We start from the raw sequence: 21,612 nt of genomic DNA, 5'->3' as shown, positions 1-21,612 counted from the left end.
CCGATCAACGGATCAGTGGCCGTGGCGCCCCGCGTGTGCCACGCGCCCCTTCTCGCCCGCGGCCCAGCAGCCGCCGTCCGGGGTGCAGTCGACGGTGTCGTACGACCCCGTGTCGACCGTGCGCCAGGTTCGGCCGCCGTCCAGGGTGAGGTCGGTGCCCGTCGGGCCGACCGCCAGCGCGGCCGACCGGCTGTGCGGCAGCCAGGCGACGCCCGAGCGGTAGGCGGTCGGCGGGGTCGTGGACCGGCGCCAGGTGCGGCCTGCGTCACCCGTCACCGCAGCGGCGTCCGGCGACGCCTCGCCCGCCCGGTAGTCGCCGCCGACCGCGATGCCGTGGTGCCGGTCGCGGAAGGCCAGCCCGAAGACGCCGCGCGCCGGGTCACCGGCCGGGATCGTCGACGTGGACGCGGTCCAGGTCAGTCCGCGGTCCGCGGAGTGCAGCACCCTCGCGGTGGCGGCGCCCCCGGTCGCGAGCCAGACGTCACGGGGCCCCGACGAGACCAGGCACTGGCCGCTGGCGGCGAACCCGGCCTCACCGGCCTGCGCCTCCGGCATGCCCTCGGTGGGCAGGACCCGCCAGCTCCGGCCGCCGTCCGCGGTCGACAGGATGCGGTACTTCCCGTCCACCGGGTCGCTCATCGCGAGCCCGTTCCGGCTGTCGAAGAAGGTGAGGCAGTCGTAGAAGGCACGGGCGTCGGTGTTGCGGAACGACTCCGTCCAGGTCGCGCCCCCGTCGTCCGTGCGGAACACCCTGGACGCCTCCCCCTCGCCGATGGCCAGGGCCACCGCGCGCCGGGCGTCGAACGCCTCGATGTCGCGGAACTCCAGCTCCTCCTCGGCCGCCCCCGCGGGGGACACGTCGCGCCAGTTGCGGCCGCCGTCCACGGTGCGCAGCACCGTGCCCTTGGAGCCCGCGACCCAGGCGGTGCGACGGCTGACAGCGGCGAGACCGCGGAACCGGGCGTCGGTGCCGGTGTCGGTGAGCGTCCAGGTCGGCCGTTCGCCCGGCCGGTGCTGCTCACGCGGCGTCGCCGCGGTCGCCGGTGTGGCCAGTGTCGCGGTCAGCGCCGCCACACAGAGCCCCCATGACATCAGTCGTCTCTTCTTCCCCATGACACTCATGGCGCTGGAAGCTAGCCCACCCGTCGCGGCCCGTCCAGGGTGAGCCGCCGCGAAGTGGGCAGGCGATCGGGTGCGCCGGCACGCGGTGATGCAACTCACGCCGTCCCCCGGTGCACGGACAGGGGGGTTCCTTCGTCTTCATCAGTACCGGCAGCCGTTCGTCCGGCCGAGAAAGGGAGCAGGTCTTGTCCACCGTCATCGAGCAGTCCGTGCAGGCCCGCATGGTCGCGTCCGCACCGCGGATGGAGACCCTTCCCGCCACCCTGCAGTACGACCCGAGCGATCCGTTCGCCGTGCGCATGGCGTTCCCCGCCCCGGCGACCCTGGAGGGGACCGAGGTCTCCTGGGAGTTCTCCCGCGAGCTGCTGGCCGCGGGCATCGACGCGGCGGCCGGCGTCGGGGACGTACGCATCCGGCCGTTCGGATACGAGCGCACGGTACTGGAGTTCCACGCCGAGGAAGGCATCGCGATGGTGCACGTGCGCACGGCGGAGCTGCGCCGTTTCCTCGACCGGGCGCAGAAGACGGTCCCGGTCGGCGACGAGCACCGGTTCCTGGATCTCGACCGGGGTCTGGCCGACCTGCTCGGCGGGTCCCACTGACACCGCGCCCCACGGGACCGGCGGAACCCGCCCGCCCCTGAGTCCGACGGCCCCGACGGCCGGGCACCCCGCCCCGGCCGCCGGGGCCTCTCCATTCGGCCCCGACCTCGAATCCAGCCTCGTCCCCGACCTCATCGCCGGTTCCGCTCCGCTCCCGCCGTCAACCGTCGCGGGACGGATAAATCGGCACATAAGCACCCTGGGGCCGACTGCCGGGCATGCCTTCATGAAGCTGCCAACCCCGCACCCACCTGCATCCATGACATTGCGTTACCGGCTTCCCCGGAGGCCGACTTGGATCTGGGCTTACCTCCGCTTTAACCTACGGTCTCGTAACCTACGTGTCCGTAGGTAATCCTCCCGTCCCCAGGAGTTCCCCGTGACGATCACCGCTCCCCACCTCGGCAGTCCGAAGGCGTGGACCGACGCCCAGCTGCTGTACGCCCTGGAAGAGGTGGTGGAGAAGGAGCTCAACCGTCATCTCAAGGTCGCCAAGGACTGGATGCCCCACGAGTACGTGCCGTTCTCCGACGGGCGGAACTTCCCGGGCGTCTTCGAGGACGGCGAGGCGTGGCAGGCCGACCAGTCCAAGGTCACCGACATCGGCAAGATCGCGCTGGTGGTGAACCTGCTGACCGAGGACAACCTCCCCAGCTACCACCACGAGATCGCCTCCCTCTTCGGCCGTGACGGCGCCTGGGGCACCTGGGTGCACCGCTGGACCGCCGAGGAGGGCAGGCACGGCATCGTGATGCGCGACTACCTGCTCACCTCGCGCGCCGTCGACCCGGACAAGCTGGAGCAGTTCCGGATGGCGCACATGTCGGACGGCTTCGAGTCCGACAACCGCCACTCGATGCTGCATTCCGTGGCGTACGTCGCCTTCCAGGAGCTCGCCACCCGCGTCTCGCACCGCAACACCGGCCACCAGTCGGGCGACCCGGTCTGCGACCGCATGCTGGCGCGCATCGCGACCGACGAGAACCTGCACATGGTCTTCTACCGCAACCTCCTCGGTGCGGCCTTCGAACTGGCCCCCGACCTGACGATGCAGGCCGTGCGCGACGTCGTCGTCAACTTCCGGATGCCCGGTCACGGCATGCCCGGCTTCGAGCGGGCCGCCGCGCAGATGGCGATCGGCGAGATCTACAACATGCGCATCCACCACGACGACGTGATCCAGCCCGTGCTGCGCTACCTGAAGGTCCTCGACATCGACGGCCTCGGCCCCGAGGGCCTGAAGGCGCAGGAGGAACTGGGTCTGTACATGGGCGGCCTGGACTCCGAGGCCGCGAAGTTCGACGAGAAGCTGGCGGCCCGCAAGGCGCGCATGGCCGCGCGCGCCATGGCCTGACCCCTCCGGAACGGCCACGGACCCGTCTCCCCCGGCGGAGGCGGGTCCGTCCGGGCTCACATCGTGGCGTGCAGATCCTGCGCGTAGTACTCGATCGCCGCCCGGTACCGCTGTACGTACGGGTCGTCGCTGCTCGTCGCGAGCAGTTCCAGCAGCAGTCGCACGGCTTCGTGGTGCTCGCCGGTGTTGAAGAGGGCCATGGCGAGGAACGTCCGCATCGCCCCGTGGTCGGGGAACCGTTCGAGACCGCCGCGCAGGAGCCCGACTGCGTCCTCGTACCGGCCGAGCACGCGGTAGGTGCTCCCGAGGCCGAGCAGTGCGCCCCGGTGCTCCTCCTCCGACAGCCCGGTGCCCTCCAGCGAGCGTTCGTAGAACGACACCGCCTCGGCCTCCAGGCCGAGCACGTCGTGGGCCCATGCGGTCTGGTACGCCACCTCGGCATCGGCCGGGAAGGCGGCGGAGAGGGACAGCAGCTGCTGCCTGGCCTCTTCCTTGTGCCCCTCGGTGCGCAGCCGTACGGCTGCGGCGAGCAGTGCGTTTCTGTCCTGATCCGTCATGCGGACATCGTGCCAGGCCGGCGGTGGCCGTCCGGGGCGGGGCCGGAACGGGTCCGCTCCGATGCCGACGGGCCGTGTCCCCCCGGGGCGGGCGCGCCGGCCGGCGGGCCCGGTCTCAGGCCCGGCCGCGACCGGTTCTGCGCAGCCGCTCCCGCTCCTTCTCGGAGAGCCCGCCCCACACGCCGAACCGTTCGTCGTTGGCGAGGGCGTATTCCAGGCACTCCAGCCGCCCCTCGCAGGCGTTGCAGAGCTGCTTGGCCTCGCGGGTGGAGCTGCCGGGGGCGGGGAAGAAGAACTCGGGCCCCGCCTGGGCGCACAGTGCTGTCTCCTGCCAGGCGAGTGCGGTGTCGGCCGCGGTGTTGATCAGCATGGGACCACCGTGCCCGGTCGCGATAAACAACCGATCAACGCTTCATCAATGCGGCGCGCCGACACGTTTCGGCCGACTCCGCGAGGTCCGGATACCGCCCCTGCGGTACGGAACCGGCCGTGTTCTCCGCCGCTCCGTCGACCCGGGCATCAGTCTGCCACCGGGCCACCCCGTGCGCGCAACCCCGCCACTCCGGGCACAGGGGCAGCAGAACGTCCGGGAGTCCCGGAAGGGTGCACACGCCCCGGTCCGGCCATCGAGGGGGCGGGGCACGTTCCGGTGTCCCGCCCCCGGCCGGTCAGCGCGTGACGCCCAGGGCGGGGAGCACCGTCTCCGCCACCCGGTACGCCTCCTCCAGCAGCGGGTTGCCGGAGAGGATGAAGGTGTCGACGCCCAGGTCCTCGAACTCCTTGAGGCGTTCGACGACCTGGGCCGTCGAGCCGACGACGGCCGTGCCGGGGCCCGGCCGGAACAGACTCATGCCCGGCCACAGGTTGGGGTGTTCCTCCAGTTCCCGCGCGCGCGCCGGGACCCTGCCGCCGTGCTGGCGGAACTGGCGCTGCCAGCCCACGCCGTCCTCCCCGGCCCGGCCGCCCAGCTGACGGGCGTACGTGGCGTCGCTGGTGACGTCGAGGAGCCGGTCGGCCGCCGCCCACGCCTCGTCCTCCGTGTCCCGGACGATGAGGTGGAGGCGGAGCCCGATCCTGAGCGTGCGGCCGTGTGCGGCGGCCCGCGCCCTGACCCGCGCCAGCTTCTCCTTGAGCAGGTGCGGGGGTTCGCCCCAGGTCAGGAAGGTGTCGACGTGCTCGGCCGCCATCTCGATGCCGGGGTCGGACGAGCCGCCGAACCACAGCGGGACGTGTGACTCCTGGACCGGTTTCAGGTCACCGAAGGAGGCACCGGCGTTCTTCAGGTCGTAGAAGCGGCCCTTGTGGTCGAAGACCTCACCGGCGGTGAGCCGCTTCACGATCGACCAGTACTCGGCGCTCAGTTCGTACCGCTCGTCGTGCTCCACGTGCAGCCCGTACTCCTGGAGGGCCTTCGTCGAGCCGTTGACGACGTTGAACCGCAGCCGGCCGCCGAAGAGGGTGTCGAAGCTGAGGGCCATCTTGGCGAGCAGGGTGGGCGAGATCAGGCCGGGGTGGACGGCCAGCAGCGGCTTGAACGCGGTGCTGGTGGAGGCGGCCAGCGCGCTGCCGAGCGGCCAGACGTCGTACAGGTCGGTGGCGAGCAGCGCGCCGCTGTAGCCGAGGCGTTCGACCGTGCCGGCGAGCTGGGCGAGGTAGCCGAGGTCGACCGGGCGGCGTCCCTCGGGTTCCCAGGGGTAGGCGCCTTCGCGCGGGATGACGTACCAGAGGACTTCGGTCGCCATGTCGTCACGCCGCCCGGTCCGCGCCGGTACCGGCACCGGCCAGGGCCTGGGCGACGGTGACGGGACGTTCGATGAAGCCGGTGCGGTGGAAGATGTCGGCCGCTTCCTGCTGTTCGGCGATGAAGGCGTCGGTGACGGGTTCGATCCTCCACGGCAGGGCGCGCAGCGCGGTCTCCCAGTCGTCGGCGGATCCGCCGAGGTCGGCGGCGGCGATCCCGGCGGCCTGCCGGGGGTGGGCCGCCGCCCAGTCGTCGGCGCGCTGCAGGGCCCGGGTGAGCGCCTCGACGATTTCGGGGCGGTTCTCGGCCAGGTCGCGGCGGGTGAAGAAGACGGAGCGGTCGGTGATGACGTCGCCGGTGCGGATCAGGGTGCGCAGTCCGCCGGTGCGGCGGGCGGCGGCCAGCCGGTCGCCCTGGGCCACCCAGGCGGCGATGGCTCCGGTGCGCAGCAGTTCCTCGCTGTCGTCGCCGCTGCGGACCGCGGTGATGTCGTCGGCGTAGGAGAGTCCCGCGTCGTCGAGCGCCTTGGCGATCAGGTGGGTCTGCCAGGAGCCGACGGCGAGGTGGACGGTGGTGCCCTTGAGGTCGGCGACGGTGCGTGCGGGGCTGTCCTCGGGGACGAGGAGCGCGCCGTGTCCGGGGCGCGGGGCGGACACCGCGGTGTAGACGATGTCGTGTCCGGCCGCCTGGGCGGTGACGGGCGGGGTGGAGCCGGTGCCGCCGAAGTCGATGACGCCGCGGCTGAGGAGTTCGCCGGTGCGGACGCCGTCGGTGTACGGGTGGAAGACGACGCTCTCGCCGAGCGGGGCCAGTTCCTCCCGGGCGAGGCCGAGGCGGGAGAGGTGGTACAGGTGGTAGAGGGACGGGTTGCTGCTGTGCACACCGATGGTGATGGTCATTCAGATTACTCCGACTTCGGTACGTTCGGGGGCTTCGACGGGGTTCGGGGCCGTTTCGGGAGGCGCGGCGGGCCCCACCCCGAGGTCTTCGAGGAGGCGGCGGCGCAGGGCCGCGAAGGCGGGGTCGCCGGGGTCGCGCGGCCGGTCGACGGCGACCGGTTCGTCGGTGACGAGCCGGCCGCCTCGCAGGACGGCGACCCGGTCGGCGAGGCGGATCGCCTCGTCGACGTCGTGGGTGACGAGGAGGACGGCGGGCCGGTGCTTGCGGCACAGCTCCCCCACCAGGTCCTGCATCCGCAGCCGGGTCAGGGCGTCGAGCGCGGCGAACGGCTCGTCCAGGAGCAGCAGTTCGGGTTCGCGGACCAGGGCGCGGGCGAGGGCGACCCGTTGCGCCTCGCCGCCGGAGAGGGTGCCGGGCCAGGCGTCGGCGTGCCGTTCCAGGCCGACCTCGGCCAGGGCCCGCAGCCCGTCCCCGGCCCTGTCGCGCGGCAGGGCCACGGTCACGTTGGCGAGGACCTTCTTCGAGGGTACGAGGCGGGGTTCCTGGAAGACGACGGTGCGGGCCCGGGGGACGAGCACCTCGCCCCCGTCGGCCGCGTCGAGCGCGCCCAGGATGCGCAGCAGGGTCGTCTTGCCGCTCCCGCTGGCGCCGAGCAGGGCGACGAACTCGCCGCGGGCGATGTCGAGTCGCAGGTCGTCGAGGACGGCGCGGTCGCCGAAGACGCGGCGCAGTCCCCGTACCCGTACCGCGGTGGTGCGCGGGGTCGGAGCGGTCATCGGGTGGCTCCCTGTGGGGTGCGCCAGGGCATCAGTACGCGCTCCAGGAGCCGTACGACGACGTCGGCGGTGAGTCCGAGCAGTCCGTAGACGAGGATGCAGACGGCGAGGACGTCGGTGCGGGCGTAACTCTGCGCCTGGGACATCAGGTAGCCGATGCCCGCGGTGGCGTTGATCTCCTCGGCGGCGATCAGGGCGATGACGCTGAGCGTCATGGAGAGCCGCAGTCCGGCGAGCAGGGAGGGCAGGGCGCCGGGCAGGACGACCTGGCGCACGAGGGCGAGGCGGCCCATGCCGAAACTGCGCATGGCCTCGATGAGTTTGGGGTCGGTGTCGCGCACCCCGCTGGTCGTCGACACGTACATGGGGAAGGTGGTGGCGACGGCGATGAGGAGGATCTTCGCGGTCTCGTTGATGCCGAACCAGACCATGAACAGGGGCACCAGGGAGAGGAACGGGATGGTGCGCAGGGTCTGGACGGAGGAGTCGAGCAGTTCGTCCCCGAGGCGGGTGAATCCGGTGGTGATGCCGAGGGTCAGTCCGGCGGCGAGCCCGATGAGGAGGCCGAGTCCGGAGCGGGTGAGGGAGGTGGTGAGCGCGTCCGGCAGTTGTCCGTTGCCCCACAACTCGCCCACCGCGCGCAGTACTTCGGCGGGCGAGGCGAGCACGTCGGGGGTGAGCAGTCCGGTGGCGGACGCCGCCCACCACAGGGCGAGGAGGGCGAACGGGCCGGCTGCCCGGACGGTCGTGGAATAGGCCCGGCCACGGGCCCGGTACCGCCGGGGCCGCGGTCGGACGAGGCCGGGGGGCGGGGCGGTCTCGCTCATTTCAGCTTCTCGATGTCGAGGAGGTGGGCGGCGACGTCGACCTTGTCCCTGGTGACCTTCTGCTCGGCGTAGAAGTCGGCGACGGCCTCGAAGCGTTCGACGTCCTCGGGGCCGATGGGGTCGACCGTGCCGCCCTGGCGGGTGAAGCGGGTCTGGACCTCCTTCGCCCTGCCGGTGACGGCGGTCGGGCCGACGTCCGTGAAGACGTTGAGGTACGCGGCCGGGTCCCGCTTCTCCTCGGCGCTGGCCTCGTGGAGGTAGCGGTAGAGCGCCTTGACGATCTCGGGGTGCCGTTCGGCGAATTCGGTGCGCACGGCGTTGAGGCTGTAGTTGTCGGAGCCGATCGCGGCGCCGTCGGCGACGAAGTGGGCCCTGCCGCTGCCGATCTCGGCCACGGCGTACGTCGCCCACACCGCCCAGGCGTCGACCTTGCCGGCGTTGAAGACGGCGGCCGTCTGGTCGGGGCGCAGATGGACCCGCTCGACCTCGTCGGCGGGGATGCCGGCTTTCGCGAGCGCCTTCAGCAGCAGGTACTCGCCGGTGCCGCCCTGGTTGACGGCGACCCTCTTCCCGACCAGGTCCTCGACCGAGGTGATGCCGGAGCCGTTCTTGACGAGGATGCCCTCGCCCGCCGCGTCCGGGGCGGTCGCGGTGAAGAACTTGAAGCCGGGGCGCTGGGCGAGCGAGGTGATGCCGGAGGTGATGGAGCCGGTGGCGATGTCGAGCTGGTCGGCGTTCATCGCCTGGGCGGCCGGGGCGAAGGGTCCGGCGCTGCCGGTCCAGCGCACCTCGGCGCCGACCTTCGCGAGCGCCTCGTCGAGGCTGCCGTCCTTCTTGCCGAGGGCGAGCACCCCGGAGTTGCCGGGGTCGGGGATGCGGATCTCGACCGTTTTCCCGGCGTCGGAGCCGCTGTCGGCCTCGGAGGTGCCGCAGGCGGTGAGGGCGAGCAGTGCGGTGGCCGTGAGGAGCGCGGGGGCGATGGTCCTGCGTGGTGATCGGGGGGTGTTCATGGGGCGGGGGTCCTCACAGCTCGGGATCGGACGGGCGGGGTACGGGCGGGGCGGTGGACAGGGCGGCGGCGCGGCGCAGCGGTTCGGGGTCGGCCCAGGCGGTGACGTCGACGGGTTCGGGCAGGAAGCCGTGGGCGCGCAGCCCCGCCTCCTGTTCGGCGAGGAGGGCGAGGCGGTCCGGGGAGAGGTCGGGGCGGAGGGTGCGGTGGGTGCCCGGCCGGTAGGCCCCGGCGACCCCGTCGGCCCCCGCCCCGGTCTCGGCGCCGAGGATGCGGGCGACCTCGCCGGGCTGTCCGGCGGCCCAGTCGGCGGCCCTGAGCAGGACGGCGAGGAAGCGGTCGACGAGGTCGGGGCTGTGGTCGAGGAGTTCCTGGTGGACGGTGATGGGGCGCGGGGTCCCGTTGTTGATCCGGAACCGGGGGTCGGCCAGTTCGTCGAGTTCGACGGCCACCTCCGCGCCGGCCCGCCGCGCGGCCTCGACGGCCAGTGCTCCCTTCACGTACACGGCGTCGACGTCGCCGCGGCGCAGCGCCGCCAGTTCGGCGGCCCACTGGCCCTCGTGCGCGGCGGCGGGGACGTCCACGAACTCGGCGTCGTCCGGCCCGAGTCCGGCGGCGGCGAGCGCGCCCTCGAAGCCGCGCAGCGCCATGGCCCGCCAGAAGTCGATCGCGATGTCGTGCGCCGGGGCGGCGAGCCGGAGCCCGCGCAGGGCCTCGGTGCCCCGGATGCCGGAGCCGGGTGCGACGAGTACGGTCTGCCGTTCCTCGATCCAGGTGAGGCCGATCAGCCGGGTCCGTTCCCCGCGTGAACGGGCCCACAGGGCGGGGACGTTGCCGCCTTCGCGGAAGAGGCCCGGCAGGGCGTGGGTGAAGTGGGCGGCCCGGTCGGCGCCGGGTGCGGCGTCCTGGAGGGAGCGCACCGTGATGCCGTCGCGGGCGAACTCCTCGGCGAGCCAGTTCCGGTCGGCGGCGATGCCGGTGGCGGTGGGTACGGGGCAGCGGGTGAACCAGAGCGTCCTGGGCAGGACGGCATACGTCATGGGGGTGTCTTCCCGGAGGTCGGCGAAGCGGATGAGTGGTGGCCCGTACGCCGGGATGTGGGCACCGGGTACGGCCGAGGGCCCCGCGTCGCGCCGCGGCGCGACGGAGGGCGGGGGGGAAACGCCAGGAGGAAAAAAGGGGGAACGCGAAGGAGGTCAGCGACAGGCGGCGCTGGAGACCCGTGCCAGATCGATGTGGCGGCGCAGTGTCAGGGCGAGCAGGGACGGAGCGGCGTGGGCGGGGGTCGCGGTCCGGCGGCCGGCCATGGCACTGCTCCCTTCTGCTCGTCGGTGCTGACGTGCTGCACACTGCCACGCCCCGCGACCGCCGCACAACTCGCTTCCCATGATGTGGGATTCGGTGTGAACACAGTGTTTCACCGGGCGGTTTCCCGGCTCTCCGGCTCCCGTAGTGTGGCAACCCGATCCCCCTGCCACCCCCTCACGAGCGGAGAGTGAACCGATATGACCGAGGCCGCGGCAGTGCGCGCGCCCGGTGGAGCGCAGGCGGTCCGGCGCGCCCTGGACGTCCTGCACTGTTTCCACGACAACGGCCCCGACCTCAGCGCCTCCGACCTCGCCCGCCGCCTCGGCCTCTCCGCCTCCACGGCGCACCGCCTGGCCCGCACCCTGCTCGGCGCGGGCTTCCTGGAGCAGGACGTGCGCACGTCCCGCTACCGGCTGGGCCCCGCCGTGACCGAGCTGGGCCGGCTCTCGTACCACCAGCGCGGTCTGCATCTGGCCGCCCCCGAACTGAGCGATCTCGCCGAGCGCACCGGTGCCACGGCGGACCTGGCGCTGCGCAGCGGTCCCCACGCGGTGATCGTCGCGGGGGGTTCGGTCACCCCGAAGGTGGGGCTGCGCAGGCCGCTGCACTCCACCGCGCTCGGCAAGGTCCTGCTGGCCTGGGCCCGGCCGGGCGAGGGCGGTCCCTTCTCGCTTCCCCCGCTGCCCGCCTTCACTGACCGCACGATCGTCGAACCCGCGGTGCTGGAGGCGGAGTTGGCGAGGGTGCGGGCCGACGCCTACGCGCTCAACGACGGCGAGTCGGCCCACGGGGTGCGGACCCTGGCGGTGCCGGTGCTGGACGGTGCGGGGCACGCCCGCTTCGCCCTGGCGGTCCGGGCCACGCCGTCCGTGATCACGGACGGACGCACCGACTGGTTCCTGGCGCAGGCCCGTTCCTGCGCCCGCGCCCTGGAGGTGCTGCTGCTCTCCCCGGCACAACGCCGCCCGCCCGCGCCCTGAGCCGGCGGCCCTGTCGGTACCGCGTGGCACGATATGAACCGGCCGGGGCGGGTGCCGGGCAGGACGGCGGCCGGGCCGCGCGGACAGAGGGACGTACATGACAGAGGCCGGACCGACCGGGGTCGACGCGCCCACGGGGAGGGCCGCCCGGGAGCTGCTGGTGCGGGCCGGGCGGCTGCTGGAGACCGCACGCGCCGTGCTCGCCGACCACACCCGCGCCGTGGACGCCGTGCGTGCCGCGCTGAATCCGCTGGTCGACTCCCTGGTCGGCCGGGAGCTCGCCGCCATCCCCGTCTCCCGGCTCAAGGACGTCACCGAGGGCAGGCTGCGGATCGGCGCGATCGAGCAGGCCGGTCTCACCACCGTCGGCCTGGTGCACGGGGCGAGCCGCTACGAGCTGCGCCAGATCCCCGGGGTCGGTGCGCAGACCGCCGACCAGGCGCTGGCCGCCGCCGGGCAGATCGCCCACGCGGTGCGGGACACGGTCACGGTCCGGCTGGACGTGGACGCCCCGGACGAGGCCACGACCGCGCTGGTCATCGCGTTGCACCGGCTGGTCGAGGCCGGTCCCGAGGTCCGCCGCGCGGTGGACGCGGCGGGCCGGCTCGTCGGGCGCCTGGAACCCCTGCTGACCGAGGCGGCACCGGCCGGGGGGCGGTTGCGCATGCTGTTCGCCCGGCGGCAGGCCCGCTCCCGGGTCGTGGAGGCCGTGGTCGGGGTGCGGGAGGCCGTCTCCGAGGCGGCCGGGCGCGAGCTCCCGGCGCTGTTCGGGCAGGTCTCGGTGGATCTGCTGCGGGAAGCGGAGTCGGACGTCGCGGCGTGGGTGGACTTCGAGCTGCGGTCCGCCGAGTACTACAGCCTGATCGCCGAACTGTCGGGCACCGGGCCCGACCGGGACGCGGCCGAGGGGTTCCTCCCGTCCGCGATGGCGGACCGGGTGCGCGATCTGCGGCTGGACGACGCCCGGCTGCGGGTCTCCCTGCGCGGTTACCAGTCGTTCGGCGCCCGGTTCGCGCTCACGCAGAAGCGGGTGATCATCGGCGACGAGATGGGGCTGGGGAAGACCGTCCAGGCCATCGCCGCGCTCGCGCACCTCTCGGCGCGGGGCGAGACGCACTTCCTGGTGGTCTGCCCGGCGAGCGTGCTGATCAACTGGGCGCGTGAGGTCCGGGCCCGTTCCACCCTGCACACCCTGCCGGTGCACGGCCCCGAACGGCAGGGCGCATTCGACGAGTGGCGCCGCGCCGGCGGGGTCGCGCTCACCACGTTCGACGCCCTGCACACCCTGCCGGACGCCCGGGACTGCGGCATACGGCCCGGGATGCTGGTGGTCGACGAGGCCCATTACGTCAAGAATCCCGAGACCCGGCGCTCCCGGGCGGTCTCCGGCTGGACGCAGCGCACCGACCGGGTGCTGTTCCTGACCGGTACGCCCATGGAGAACCGGGTCGAGGAGTTCCGCAGCCTCGTCCGCCACCTCCAGCCCGAACTGGCGCCCTCGATCCGCACCACCCACGGGGCGGCCGGTTCGCTCGCGTTCCGCAGGGCGGTCGCCCCGGCCTATCTGCGGCGCAACCAGGAGGACGTGCTGGCCGAACTCCCGGCGGTGGTGCAGGTCGACGAGTGGGAGGAGTTCAGCCCGGAGGACCTCGCCGCCTACCGCGAGGCCGTGGGCGCCGGGCAGTTCATGCGGATGCGCCGGGCCGCGTACGCCCGGCCCGCCACGTCGGCGAAGCTGAACCGGTTGCGCGAGCTGGTGGCCGAGGCCGCCGACAACGGGCTCAAGGTGGTGGTGTTCTCGTACTTCCGCGAGGTGCTCCTCACCGTCGGGCAGGCCCTGGAATCCCCGGTGTTCGGCCCGCTGTCGGGAAACGTCCCGGCCGCCCGGCGACAGGGGCTGATCGACGACTTCGCCGCCGTGGACGGCCACGCCGTGCTGCTGAGCCAGATCCAGGCCGGCGGGGTCGGGCTGAACATGCAGGCGGCGTCGGTGGTCATCCTCTGCGAACCGCAGATCAAACCGACCATGGAGCACCAGGCGGTGGCCCGTGCCCACCGGATGGGGCAGATACGGACCGTCCGGGTGCACCGGCTCCTGGCGACCGACAGCGTCGACGAACGGATGCTGGACATCCTGGCCCGCAAGGAGCGGCTGTTCGACATGTACGCCCGGCGCAGCGACGTCGCCGAGACGACGCCGGACGCCGTGGACGTGTCGGACGGCGCGCTGGCCCGGCGCATCGTCGAGGAGGAACAACTGCGCCTGGCCGCCGACACGGCCGGGACGGCGTCGGAGAACTGACCGCGCCGGGCCCGCGGGGGCACGGCGGGGTGACCGGCCGACCGTGCGACCGCGCCCCTTTTGGACATGCGACTGTGCCCCGGCGTACCTCGTGGTCCGGCCCGTCCGGGAGGTATCCACGAGGGGTAGCCCCTGTCTACCGAAACGGTCCGCCATGCGCCCGCACGATTCCGCCAAGGCCCACGACCCGGGCCGCCCCACCGCCGTCCCCGCCCGGAACACCGAAGCGTCCGGGCCCGACCCCGCCGTCATGTCTCCCGGATCCCTCCTCGACCTCCAGGCCGCCGTCGGGAACGCCGAGGTGGTCCGCATGCTCCAGCGGGCGGCCCACGCCCCCGCCGATCCCGCCGAATCCCCGGTGCAGCGTTCCGCCGTCCACGACGTGCTGCGCTCCGGCGGCCGCCCCATGGACGAGGCGACCCGTACCGACATGGAGGCCCGGCTCGGTGCCGACTTCTCCGACGTGCGCATCCACACCGACCGGGCCGCACGCGCGTCGGCCGCCGAGGTCGGTGCCCGCGCCTACACCTCCGGCAACCACGTGGTCATCGGTCACGGCGGCGCGGACCGGCACACCCTCGCCCATGAGCTGACCCATGTCATCCAGCAGCGCAACGGTCCGGTGGCGGGTACGGACAACGGCGACGGACTGCGCGTCAGCGACCCCTTTGACCGCTTCGAGCGGGAGGCGGAGGCGAACGCGCGACGGGCCATGTCGGGTGCCATGCCCCGCCCGGCCGCTCCGACCGGGGGTTCCGGCGGTCCGCAGCGATCCGGTGCCGCCCCGGTCCAGCGGATCATGCGCCTGTCCGACCACGGCAGGCGCGTCTACAAGGACACCGACGACGAGACCCCCGACTACGCCTACCTCTACCACCTGAAGTCCCGGCCCCTGTTCGTGGGCCACAACGCCATCGACCGGTTCCGGCAGGTGGCCGCGCAGGCCCCGAACACCCCTCCGGCCCAGCATCTGCACGCGCTGGGGAACGTGTTCTTCTACGACTCCGCCGCCAACGCGCTCACGCACGTCGATCTGGACAACGACTTCTCGGACAGGGAACGCAGGGGACTCGCGAACTTCGTCAGCAGGAACGGACCCGCCATCTGGCAGACCGGCGGCGGCTCCCGCCTCCCGGACCCGGACGGCGTTCTCGTCGCGGCCAACGTCTCCTCACGGAGCGACGCCCTCCTGCTTCTCGGCATTCCCGTCGAGGAGCACGAGCAGTACGCGAAGGTCGAGTTCCACCGCGTCAGGATCGACCAGCTCCAAAGCGCGGCCGACGCGCTCCACGAGGACACCGGCAACACCTACGCGTACGAGAGCCCGGACGGCAGGCGCGCGGTCCTCTACTCCTCGCGGGTGACGCAGGAACGGAAGCTCACGCACCGGATCCGTATGGGCAAGGAGAGCATGGGGGACGACGAGTTCTTCGGCCTGGACCCGAACAGCGACACGGGACGGCAGGTCAGAGCCGCCTTCGACGCCCTTCCCGAACCGACCCGGGACACCGGCTGGGTCGCCGGGACGGAGTTCCGGGCCGTGGACCGCGGATCGGGGCAGGACGCCGCCATGGGGAACTGGAACGCGCTCGCGGCAGCCGCCTGTGCCAATCATTTCCTCGGGCACCGACTGCCCATGGACCAGAACTGGGAGTGGCTGCACGTGCGGGGTGCGCAACTCGGCGGCGCGACCGCGGGCGGGAATCTCGTGCCGGGCCTGTACGCGGCCAATTCGGCCATGATCCCGTGGGAGAACATGATTCTCCAGTGGGCCCAGCACGACCCCACCCGGTTCTGGGCGAGGTTCGTCGCCGATCCCATCCCGAACACTCCCTTCGCCGACAGGATCCACCTCCACATCAAGGCGACGGACCACGCCCAACTGGGAACCCTGGAAGGGGAGATCGGCTCCTTCGACCCCCTGCACGGAAAAGTGGTCGACAAGCTGGCCGGCGAGTTCGTCAAGCGCAACGCCGACAGGAGGTTCTCGGTGTAGCGCCACCCCGCCCGGCTCCGCTCCCGCGCCCGTGCCCCGCCCCGGTCACCGGGCGCCCGAAGCCGCCCCGCCGTGCGCGCCCTCGCCGTGCGAAGCCTTGTCGTGCGCGCCCTCGCCGTGCGGCGTCCCGTCGCGCGCGGCCGTGCGGTGGGCCGACGCACCGTGCGGCTCGTGGCCCGGCACGGTGCCGTCCGGTTTGGCGACGAGCAACAGTCCGGCCATGCCCATGTCGGAGTGGCTCTGCACATGGCAGTGGTACATCCAGGCCCCGGCGCCCACGTGTTCGCCCGCGATGATCTGGAAGCCGAAGGAGTCCGCCGGACCGACGATCTTCGTGTCGATGATCCGGCTCGGGTCGTCGGGGCCGGTGAGCAGGCCGGTCCGGTTGTCCGCCCAGCGATGACCGTGGATGTGGAACGTGTGGTAGTACTCGCCGTGCGTGATCATGACCACTTCGAGCCGGTCGCCCACCGTGGCCTCGAAGTTCGGGCTCCGGTCGGCCGGTTCGTTGTTGATCGTCATGTCGTTGAAGACGATCGTGATCGTCCTGTCCGGCAGGAGGTCGCCCTTGCGCCGGACGACGAGCGGGCCGTAGAGGCCCTTGCGGATGCCGCCGGTGCCGTGGTCCGTGCCGACGGCGTGGTCGTGGTAGTGCCAGTAGCCCGCGCTGCCCGGCCGCCAGGTGCCGTCCTTGCGCCTGCCGGGGGCGTGGGTGCGCCAGGTGTGGGTGCGGGTGCCGCCGGGTTCGACGACGCTCCGGTTCATCCGGGTGCCGTCGCTCGCGATGTCGTAGTCGACGCCGTGCGCGTGCAGGCTGACCGGTACGTCCATGGTGTTCTCGAACTCGATGTGCAGGGTGTCGCCCTCGTTGATCTCGATGAGCGGTCCCGGGACGGTCGCCTTCCCCTTCTCCAGGCCGTAGCCCATCCGGCCGTCCGCCAACTTCTCGGCGTACAGCCTGAGATGGCGCACCTCGCCGCCCGCCGGGGCGGTCCTCGGCACGGACTCGGCCGAGGCGGACTCTATCGAGCCGAGGGACAACGATGTCAGGCCGGTCGCCGCCGCGACTCCCCCGCCGACCAGCACCCTCCGGTTGAAACTCCTTCTGTCCATGCCGAACTCCCCACTGTGCCAAGGATGTTGAGGAACCCGCGGATCGGTGAAGCCGAGGACGGGCCTTCGGACGGCCCACACCGTAGCCGGGGAATCCTCGTTCATCCACACCCAGGACAAAGTTCGTGCAATTGCCGCCATAGCTATTGGCGGACCACGAAAAGAGGTCTAGCTTCATCCGCTGTTGCAGTGACCAAAGAGGGGTGGGTGACCACATGCAGCACACACCACATCACCGGTCCAGATCGCGACGCGGACTCGTCGTCGGCCTTTCGGCAGTCGCCCTGACCGCTTCCCTGCTCGGCGCCGGCCAGGCCGACGCCAGGCCCTATCCGGAGCCGCCCGGCTCCATGGCGACAACGTTGTCCCTGCCGTCGCCGCCGGGCGGCGCCGATGTCAGGGTGCTGGTGTTCCACGCCTCCGCCACCGAGGAGTCCCCGACCGTCGACGCCGGTATCGCGGCGATCGAGCGGATCGGGCTCACCGGTCCGGAGGCCGGCCGGTTCCGGACCGTCGCCACCGACGATCCCGCCGTCTTCACCGACGGCAAGAAGCTCGGCCGGTACAACGCCGTCGTCTTCCTGACCGGCGGCGGCGACGTCCTCGATCCGGAGCAGGAGGCCGGCCTGGAGGCGTACATGGAGGCGGGCGGCGGCTTCCTCGGCATCCACGACGCGGCGCGGACCGAGCCGTACTCGGACTGGTTCACCGGTCTGGTCGGCGCCCGCCCGGCGGCGAACGGTCCAACCTCCGTGCAGCGCGCCACGGTCGAGGTCGGCGACCGGCAGCACCCGGCGACGAAGAACCTGCCGCTGGAGTGGAGGCGCCCCGACAAGTGGCTGAACTGGGCGGAGAACCCGTCCGGCGACGTGCACACCGTGGCGCGCGTCCGCGAGATCACCTACGATCCGGGCGCGAGCGCCAACGGCTGGGACCACCCGGTCTCCTGGTGCCGCGACTACGACGGCGGCCGGTCCTTCTACACGGCGATGGGCGGCACCGTCGACAGCTTCGCGGAGACCGACTTCCGCGACCATCTGCGCGGCGCGCTGAGCTGGACCACCCGGCTCTCGCAGGCCGACTGCAAGGCCACCATCGACTCCAACTACGCGGCCGAGCGCGTCACCCGGCCCAACCAGCCGGGGCGGAACGACCAGATCGGCGAGCCGCACGGGCTGGTCGCCGCCCCCGACGGACGCGTGCTGTACATCGGGCGCGGCGGCGCCGACAGCAGCAGGCCGGTCGTCACCGACTGGAACGACCCGGACATCGGCAAGGGCCTGGGGCAGGTCCACGTCTACGACCCGAGGACCAAGGAGGTCACCCTCGCCGGCGAGTTGACGGTCTTCGGCAACAAGGGCGGCGGCGACGAGCTGGTCAAGGTCGAGGAGGGGCTGCTCGGCATCGAGCTGGACCCGGACTTCGAGAGGAACGGCTGGGTGTACCTGCACTACACCCCGCACGCGAAGCTCGACCGCGACAAGCAGATGGCGGTGCGCCAGGTCTCCCGCTTCACCCTGGACCTCGCCACGAACGAGCTGGACCCGTCCTCGGAGAAGGTGCTGCTGCACTGGCCCGTCCAGGTGCACAGCTGCTGTCACGCGGGCGGCGGGATGGCCTGGGACTCCGAGGACAACCTGTACATCGCGACCGGTGACAACAACTCCTCCGGCTTCAGCGGCGGTTACTCCGGGAACAATCCGCAGCCCAACCACAAGGGCGTCTCGTTCGCCGACGCCCGGCGCACCGCGGGCAACACCAACAACCTCAACGGGAAGATCCTGCGCATCCACCCCGAGGACGACGGGACCTACACGCTCCCCGAGGGCAATCTCTTCACCGGGAAGGAGCCCGACGAGGGCGGCGGAAAGACCCGCGGCGAGATCTATGTGATGGGCGTGCGCAACCCGGCCCGGATCTCCGTCGACAAGTCGACCGACACGCTGTACGCGGGCTGGGTCGGCCCGGACGCGGGCGCCCCGTCCACCACCTGGGGCCCGGCCAAGTACGACACGTTCGCCGCGATCACGAAGGCGGGCAACCACGGCTGGCCGTACTGCATGGGCAACAAGCAGCCCTACCGGGACCGCAATCTGCCGGACCCCGCCGAGCCGCTCGGCTGGTACGACTGCGACCACCCGAAGAACGAGTCGCCCAACAACGACGGCCTGGTGAACCTGCCGCCGGTCACCTCCAACACCATCTGGTACTCGCCGCAGGGCGGCGGCGTGGACTACCCGCGCGACGCCGACGGCATCCCGAGCTACAAGCCCGAGGAGCAGAAGCAGCTGCTGCCGTGGCTCAAGGGCGGCGGCCAGGCCACCATGAACGGCCCGGTCTACCGGTACGACGCGGCGAGCACCAGCCCCGACAAGTGGCCCGCGTACTGGGACGGAAAGTGGTTCGTCGGCGACTTCTACGACGGCGACCAGCCGCGGCACGCCGTGCTCACCGACCCGAGGACGGTCGGCAGGGGCGGTCTGCCCACGCACGCCGAGTCCCTGCGGAAGATCGTCCCGGTCGGGGCGGACGGCATCCGCAACCTGATGGACTGGAAGTTCGCCCCGGACGGTTCGCTGTACGTCCTGGACTACGGGCGCGGCTTCTTCACCTCCGATTCCAAGTCCGCGCTGTGGCGCGTGACGTACAAGGGCGGCGGTCCCACCCCGGCCGCCGGTGACCTGGCCAGGAAGGCGGCAGTGCGGTGAGACATCGTCCGGTCCTCTCCCGGAGGCGGTACCGACCCGCCCGGTTGTGGCTCGCCCTGCTGGGTTCGTTCCTGATGGTGCTGGGGCTGACCTCGACGGCGGCGTACGGCCGTACGGCCACCCCCGCCGGCACGGCGGCCGATCAGGTCCTCACCTGGACGGCGGGCGACCCCATCGACCGTTACCTGTCCGCCCCGAGGACCGCGGTGGCGGGCAGGGCGACCATCGTCTTCGAGAACAGCGCGGCCACCGGCAACACCACGGGGATGCCGCACACCCTCACGTTCAGCGTCTCGGACCCGGAGTTCAACGACGACGTCACGCTGAACATCCTGGCCAACCCGGGCGACGACCAGGGCGGCAGGCACACCGCCGAGGTCACGCTCACGCCCGGCCGGTACTTCTACCACTGCACCATGCCGGGCCACGAGGCGATGCAGGGCATCCTCGTCGTGACCGAGGGCGGCGGCGAGGACACCACCGCGCCGGAGACCTCCGCGAAGGTGGACGGCGACAGGGACACCGACGGCGCGTACATCGGTCAGGCCACGGTCACCGTCTCGGCGGACGACGACAGTTCGGGCGTGGACACCGTCGAGTACGCGCTCGGCACGGACGGCGCCTGGCAGCCGTACACCGCACCGGTCGTGGTGAACGAGATCGGTACGCACACGGTCCGCTACCGGGCAACCGACCGGGCGGGCAACACCGCGGCGGAGAAAACCACCGGCTTCACCGTCGTGGCGCCGCCCACGGACGACAAGACCCCGCCGGAGACCTCGGCGACGGTGTCCGGCGAGAAGGACGACCAGGGGCGCTACCTGGGGATGGCGACGGTCACCGTGACCGCGTCCGACACCGGCTCCGGCGTCAACACCATCGAGTACGCGGTCGGGGCGGACGGCGCCTGGCAGCCGTACACCGCGCCCGTGATGGTGCACGGGGCCGGTACGCACACGGTCCGCTACCGGGCCACCGACCGGGCGGGCAACACCGCGGCCGGGAAGTCGGTGGACTTCACCGTCGTCGCACCGCCGACGCAGGACAAGACCCCGCCGGAGACCTCCGCGAAGGTCGGGGGAGACAGGAACTCCGACGGCGCCTACATCGCCGGTGCCGAGGTGACCGTCACCGCGACCGACACCGAATCGGGCGTGGACAAGGTCGAGTACTCGCTCGACGGCGGCCCGTACCTCGCGTACACCACCACCGTCGTCGTCGACCGCGTCGGCCGTCACACCGTCGCCCACCGGGCCACGGACAGGGCCGGAAACACCTCCGTCGCCGGACAGGTGTCGTTCACCGTCGTGGCGGGCGGCGGCGTACCGGCGCCGAACTGCCCGGAGTTCGACGAGCGGCTCACCGTCATCGTCGGCACGATCGACACCGGGGTCCCCAACCGCGTCACCGGCAACCGCTGCACCATCAACGAGCTGATCGAGGACGAGAAGGACTGGTCGTCGCACGCGCTGTTCCTCAAGCACGTCGACAAGGTCCTCGACAAGCTGCTCGCGGCCGGTGTGATCGACGCCCGTGAGCACAAGAAGATCTACCGGGCGGCCAAGCAGTCGGGGATCGGCAGGCCCGGCCAGGACGAGGGCTACAAGAAGCTCTTCGACGGCACGGCGGAGTCCTTCGCCAGGTGGCAGCAGGTCGGCGGCGGGAAGTTCGGGCTGAACCCGGACGGCACGATCACCAGCTCCACCACGGTCGAGGGCATGGGCATGCTCTGGTTCCCGGGCCGGCAGTACGGCGACTTCTCGCTGAAGCTCCAGTGGCGCGACGACGCCCCCGGCGCGGGCAATGCCAACAGCGGGGTGTTCGTCCGCTTCCCGGACGTCCACGACAACCCGGAGGAGTCCCGCCCGGAGTGGGTCGCCATCAAGTACGGCCACGAGGTGCAGATCCTCGACCGGCCGGACGGCGACATGTACAAGACCGGTTCGGTCTACGGCTTCGACCGGGTCGGTCTGGCCGGTGCCGGGGTCACCCCCAAGGGCACCTGGAACGACTACGAGATCCGGGTGGTGGACCAGCACTACTCGGTCTACCGCAACGGTGTCCTGCTGAACGAGTTCGACAACACCGGCGGTCAGGTCTTCGAGCCGCCGCGGGGCGACGACCCGGGCACCGACGGCCGGCGGTACGCCTCCGGTCACATCGGTCTCCAGGTGCACGGCACCACGGACGTGGTCTCGTACCGCGACATCCGCATCAAGGAGCTGTAGCCCGGACCGGGGGGGGGGGGGGTCGGCGGGGGGCCGGGGGCCGCCCCCCGCCGCCGACCCCGCCGCCCCCGGCAGCCAGAAAAAAAAAA

General features: G+C 72.0%; 18 protein-coding genes. 7 read left to right on the top strand and 11 right to left on the bottom strand.

Going from position 1 to position 21,612, the window contains the following annotated elements:
* Positions 1–12: 12 nt before the first annotated feature.
* Positions 13–1,122 carry an oxidoreductase gene (locus ABZZ04_RS14015; protein ID WP_356932441.1) on the bottom strand — a complete coding sequence of 370 codons (1,110 nt, stop codon included), beginning with the start codon at positions 1,120–1,122 and terminating at the stop codon, positions 13–15.
* A 185-nt stretch (positions 1,123–1,307) separates the two neighbouring features.
* On the opposite strand from ABZZ04_RS14015, the gene ABZZ04_RS14010 reads away from it, so the two are divergent.
* Positions 1,308–1,724 (top strand): SsgA family sporulation/cell division regulator, encoded by a 417-nt coding sequence (locus ABZZ04_RS14010; RefSeq protein WP_356932440.1) that lies wholly within the window; start codon positions 1,308–1,310, stop codon positions 1,722–1,724.
* A 379-nt stretch (positions 1,725–2,103) separates the two neighbouring features.
* Positions 2,104–3,078: an acyl-ACP desaturase gene (locus ABZZ04_RS14005; protein ID WP_356932439.1), complete on the top strand. Its 975-nt coding sequence runs from the start codon at positions 2,104–2,106 to the stop codon at positions 3,076–3,078.
* Between the two features lie 56 nt (positions 3,079–3,134).
* On the opposite strand, the gene ABZZ04_RS14000 is transcribed toward ABZZ04_RS14005, so the two are convergent.
* From ABZZ04_RS14000 to ABZZ04_RS13960, 9 genes are all read right to left on the bottom strand, one after another.
* Positions 3,135–3,635: a tetratricopeptide repeat protein gene (locus ABZZ04_RS14000; RefSeq protein WP_356932438.1), complete on the bottom strand. Its 501-nt coding sequence runs from the start codon at positions 3,633–3,635 to the stop codon at positions 3,135–3,137.
* 115 nt (positions 3,636–3,750) lie between these two features.
* Entirely contained in the window at positions 3,751–4,005 is a 255-nt protein-coding gene (locus ABZZ04_RS13995) for a WhiB family transcriptional regulator (protein ID WP_356932437.1), read from the bottom strand.
* A 298-nt stretch (positions 4,006–4,303) separates the two neighbouring features.
* Entirely contained in the window at positions 4,304–5,377 is a 1,074-nt protein-coding gene (locus ABZZ04_RS13990; protein WP_356932436.1) for an LLM class flavin-dependent oxidoreductase, read from the bottom strand.
* 4 nt (positions 5,378–5,381) lie between these two features.
* The gene (locus ABZZ04_RS13985) at positions 5,382–6,275 is read right to left on the bottom strand and encodes an ABC transporter substrate-binding protein (protein ID WP_356932435.1); all 894 of its coding nucleotides are present in this window, start codon (positions 6,273–6,275) and stop codon (positions 5,382–5,384) included.
* Positions 6,276–7,052, bottom strand: a complete 777-nt coding sequence (locus tag ABZZ04_RS13980) for an ABC transporter ATP-binding protein (protein ID WP_356932434.1) — start codon at positions 7,050–7,052, stop codon at positions 6,276–6,278.
* The gene (locus tag ABZZ04_RS13975; RefSeq protein ID WP_356932433.1) at positions 7,049–7,879 is read right to left on the bottom strand and encodes an ABC transporter permease; all 831 of its coding nucleotides are present in this window, start codon (positions 7,877–7,879) and stop codon (positions 7,049–7,051) included. The genes ABZZ04_RS13980 and ABZZ04_RS13975 overlap by 4 nt, the downstream gene beginning before the upstream one ends.
* Positions 7,876–8,889, bottom strand: a complete 1,014-nt coding sequence (locus ABZZ04_RS13970) for an NrtA/SsuA/CpmA family ABC transporter substrate-binding protein (protein WP_356932432.1) — start codon at positions 8,887–8,889, stop codon at positions 7,876–7,878. The genes ABZZ04_RS13975 and ABZZ04_RS13970 overlap by 4 nt, the downstream gene beginning before the upstream one ends.
* 13 nt (positions 8,890–8,902) lie before the next feature.
* Entirely contained in the window at positions 8,903–9,928 is a 1,026-nt protein-coding gene (locus ABZZ04_RS13965; RefSeq protein WP_356932431.1) for an ABC transporter substrate-binding protein, read from the bottom strand.
* A gap of 156 nt (positions 9,929–10,084) precedes the next feature.
* Entirely contained in the window at positions 10,085–10,195 is a 111-nt protein-coding gene (locus ABZZ04_RS13960) for a putative leader peptide (protein WP_356932430.1), read from the bottom strand.
* Positions 10,196–10,393: 198 nt separating this feature from the next.
* Between ABZZ04_RS13960 and ABZZ04_RS13955 the strand changes: the two genes are divergently transcribed.
* From ABZZ04_RS13955 to ABZZ04_RS13945, 3 genes are all read left to right on the top strand, one after another.
* Entirely contained in the window at positions 10,394–11,176 is a 783-nt protein-coding gene (locus ABZZ04_RS13955) for an IclR family transcriptional regulator (protein ID WP_356932429.1), read from the top strand.
* 97 nt (positions 11,177–11,273) lie between these two features.
* Complete coding sequence (locus ABZZ04_RS13950; RefSeq protein ID WP_356932428.1) at positions 11,274–13,478, top strand: DEAD/DEAH box helicase; 2,205 nt, start codon at positions 11,274–11,276, stop codon at positions 13,476–13,478.
* A 250-nt stretch (positions 13,479–13,728) separates the two neighbouring features.
* Positions 13,729–15,474, top strand: coding sequence for a DUF4157 domain-containing protein (locus ABZZ04_RS13945; protein ID WP_356932427.1), 1,746 nt, complete (start codon positions 13,729–13,731; stop codon positions 15,472–15,474).
* 45 nt (positions 15,475–15,519) lie between these two features.
* Here the strand turns inward: ABZZ04_RS13945 and ABZZ04_RS13940 are convergent, their stop codons facing one another.
* Positions 15,520–16,587 carry a multicopper oxidase domain-containing protein gene (locus tag ABZZ04_RS13940; protein ID WP_356932426.1) on the bottom strand — a complete coding sequence of 356 codons (1,068 nt, stop codon included), beginning with the start codon at positions 16,585–16,587 and terminating at the stop codon, positions 15,520–15,522.
* Between the two features lie 215 nt (positions 16,588–16,802).
* Here ABZZ04_RS13940 and ABZZ04_RS13935 point away from each other — a divergent pair, with 215 nt between their 5' ends.
* On the top strand, positions 16,803–19,295 hold the full coding sequence (locus ABZZ04_RS13935) for a ThuA domain-containing protein (RefSeq protein WP_356932425.1): 2,493 nt from the start codon (positions 16,803–16,805) through the stop codon (positions 19,293–19,295).
* On the top strand, positions 19,292–21,523 hold the full coding sequence (locus tag ABZZ04_RS13930) for a family 16 glycoside hydrolase (RefSeq protein WP_356932424.1): 2,232 nt from the start codon (positions 19,292–19,294) through the stop codon (positions 21,521–21,523). Before ABZZ04_RS13935 ends, ABZZ04_RS13930 begins: the two co-directional genes overlap by 4 nt.
* Positions 21,524–21,612 lie beyond the last annotated feature (89 nt).

Source organism: Streptomyces sp. NPDC006435 (assembly GCF_040612315.1).
Lineage (GTDB): Bacteria > Actinomycetota > Actinomycetes > Streptomycetales > Streptomycetaceae > Streptomyces.
This window is presented reverse-complemented; position numbering and strand designations above follow the sequence as displayed.

Excerpts from the sequence above, each read along its gene's own strand:
- ABZZ04_RS13970 (WP_356932432.1), bottom strand. The coding sequence starts at position 8,889 with ATGAACACCCCCCGATCACCACGCAGGACCATCGCCCCCGCGCTCCTC.
- ABZZ04_RS13945 (WP_356932427.1), top strand. The coding sequence starts at position 13,729 with ATGTCTCCCGGATCCCTCCTCGACCTCCAGGCCGCCGTCGGGAACGCC.
- ABZZ04_RS14015 (WP_356932441.1), bottom strand. The coding sequence starts at position 1,122 with ATGAGTGTCATGGGGAAGAAGAGACGACTGATGTCATGGGGGCTCTGT.
- ABZZ04_RS14000 (WP_356932438.1), bottom strand. The coding sequence starts at position 3,635 with ATGACGGATCAGGACAGAAACGCACTGCTCGCCGCAGCCGTACGGCTG.
- ABZZ04_RS13995 (WP_356932437.1), bottom strand. The coding sequence starts at position 4,005 with ATGCTGATCAACACCGCGGCCGACACCGCACTCGCCTGGCAGGAGACA.
- ABZZ04_RS13985 (WP_356932435.1), bottom strand. The coding sequence starts at position 6,275 with ATGACCATCACCATCGGTGTGCACAGCAGCAACCCGTCCCTCTACCAC.
- ABZZ04_RS13955 (WP_356932429.1), top strand. The coding sequence starts at position 10,394 with ATGACCGAGGCCGCGGCAGTGCGCGCGCCCGGTGGAGCGCAGGCGGTC.
- ABZZ04_RS13940 (WP_356932426.1), bottom strand. The coding sequence starts at position 16,587 with ATGGACAGAAGGAGTTTCAACCGGAGGGTGCTGGTCGGCGGGGGAGTC.
- ABZZ04_RS13950 (WP_356932428.1), top strand. The coding sequence starts at position 11,274 with ATGACAGAGGCCGGACCGACCGGGGTCGACGCGCCCACGGGGAGGGCC.
- ABZZ04_RS13980 (WP_356932434.1), bottom strand. The coding sequence starts at position 7,052 with ATGACCGCTCCGACCCCGCGCACCACCGCGGTACGGGTACGGGGACTG.
- ABZZ04_RS13975 (WP_356932433.1), bottom strand. The coding sequence starts at position 7,879 with ATGAGCGAGACCGCCCCGCCCCCCGGCCTCGTCCGACCGCGGCCCCGG.
- ABZZ04_RS13935 (WP_356932425.1), top strand. The coding sequence starts at position 16,803 with ATGCAGCACACACCACATCACCGGTCCAGATCGCGACGCGGACTCGTC.
- ABZZ04_RS13965 (WP_356932431.1), bottom strand. The coding sequence starts at position 9,928 with ATGACGTATGCCGTCCTGCCCAGGACGCTCTGGTTCACCCGCTGCCCC.
- ABZZ04_RS13960 (WP_356932430.1), bottom strand. The coding sequence starts at position 10,195 with ATGGCCGGCCGCCGGACCGCGACCCCCGCCCACGCCGCTCCGTCCCTG.
- ABZZ04_RS13990 (WP_356932436.1), bottom strand. The coding sequence starts at position 5,377 with ATGGCGACCGAAGTCCTCTGGTACGTCATCCCGCGCGAAGGCGCCTAC.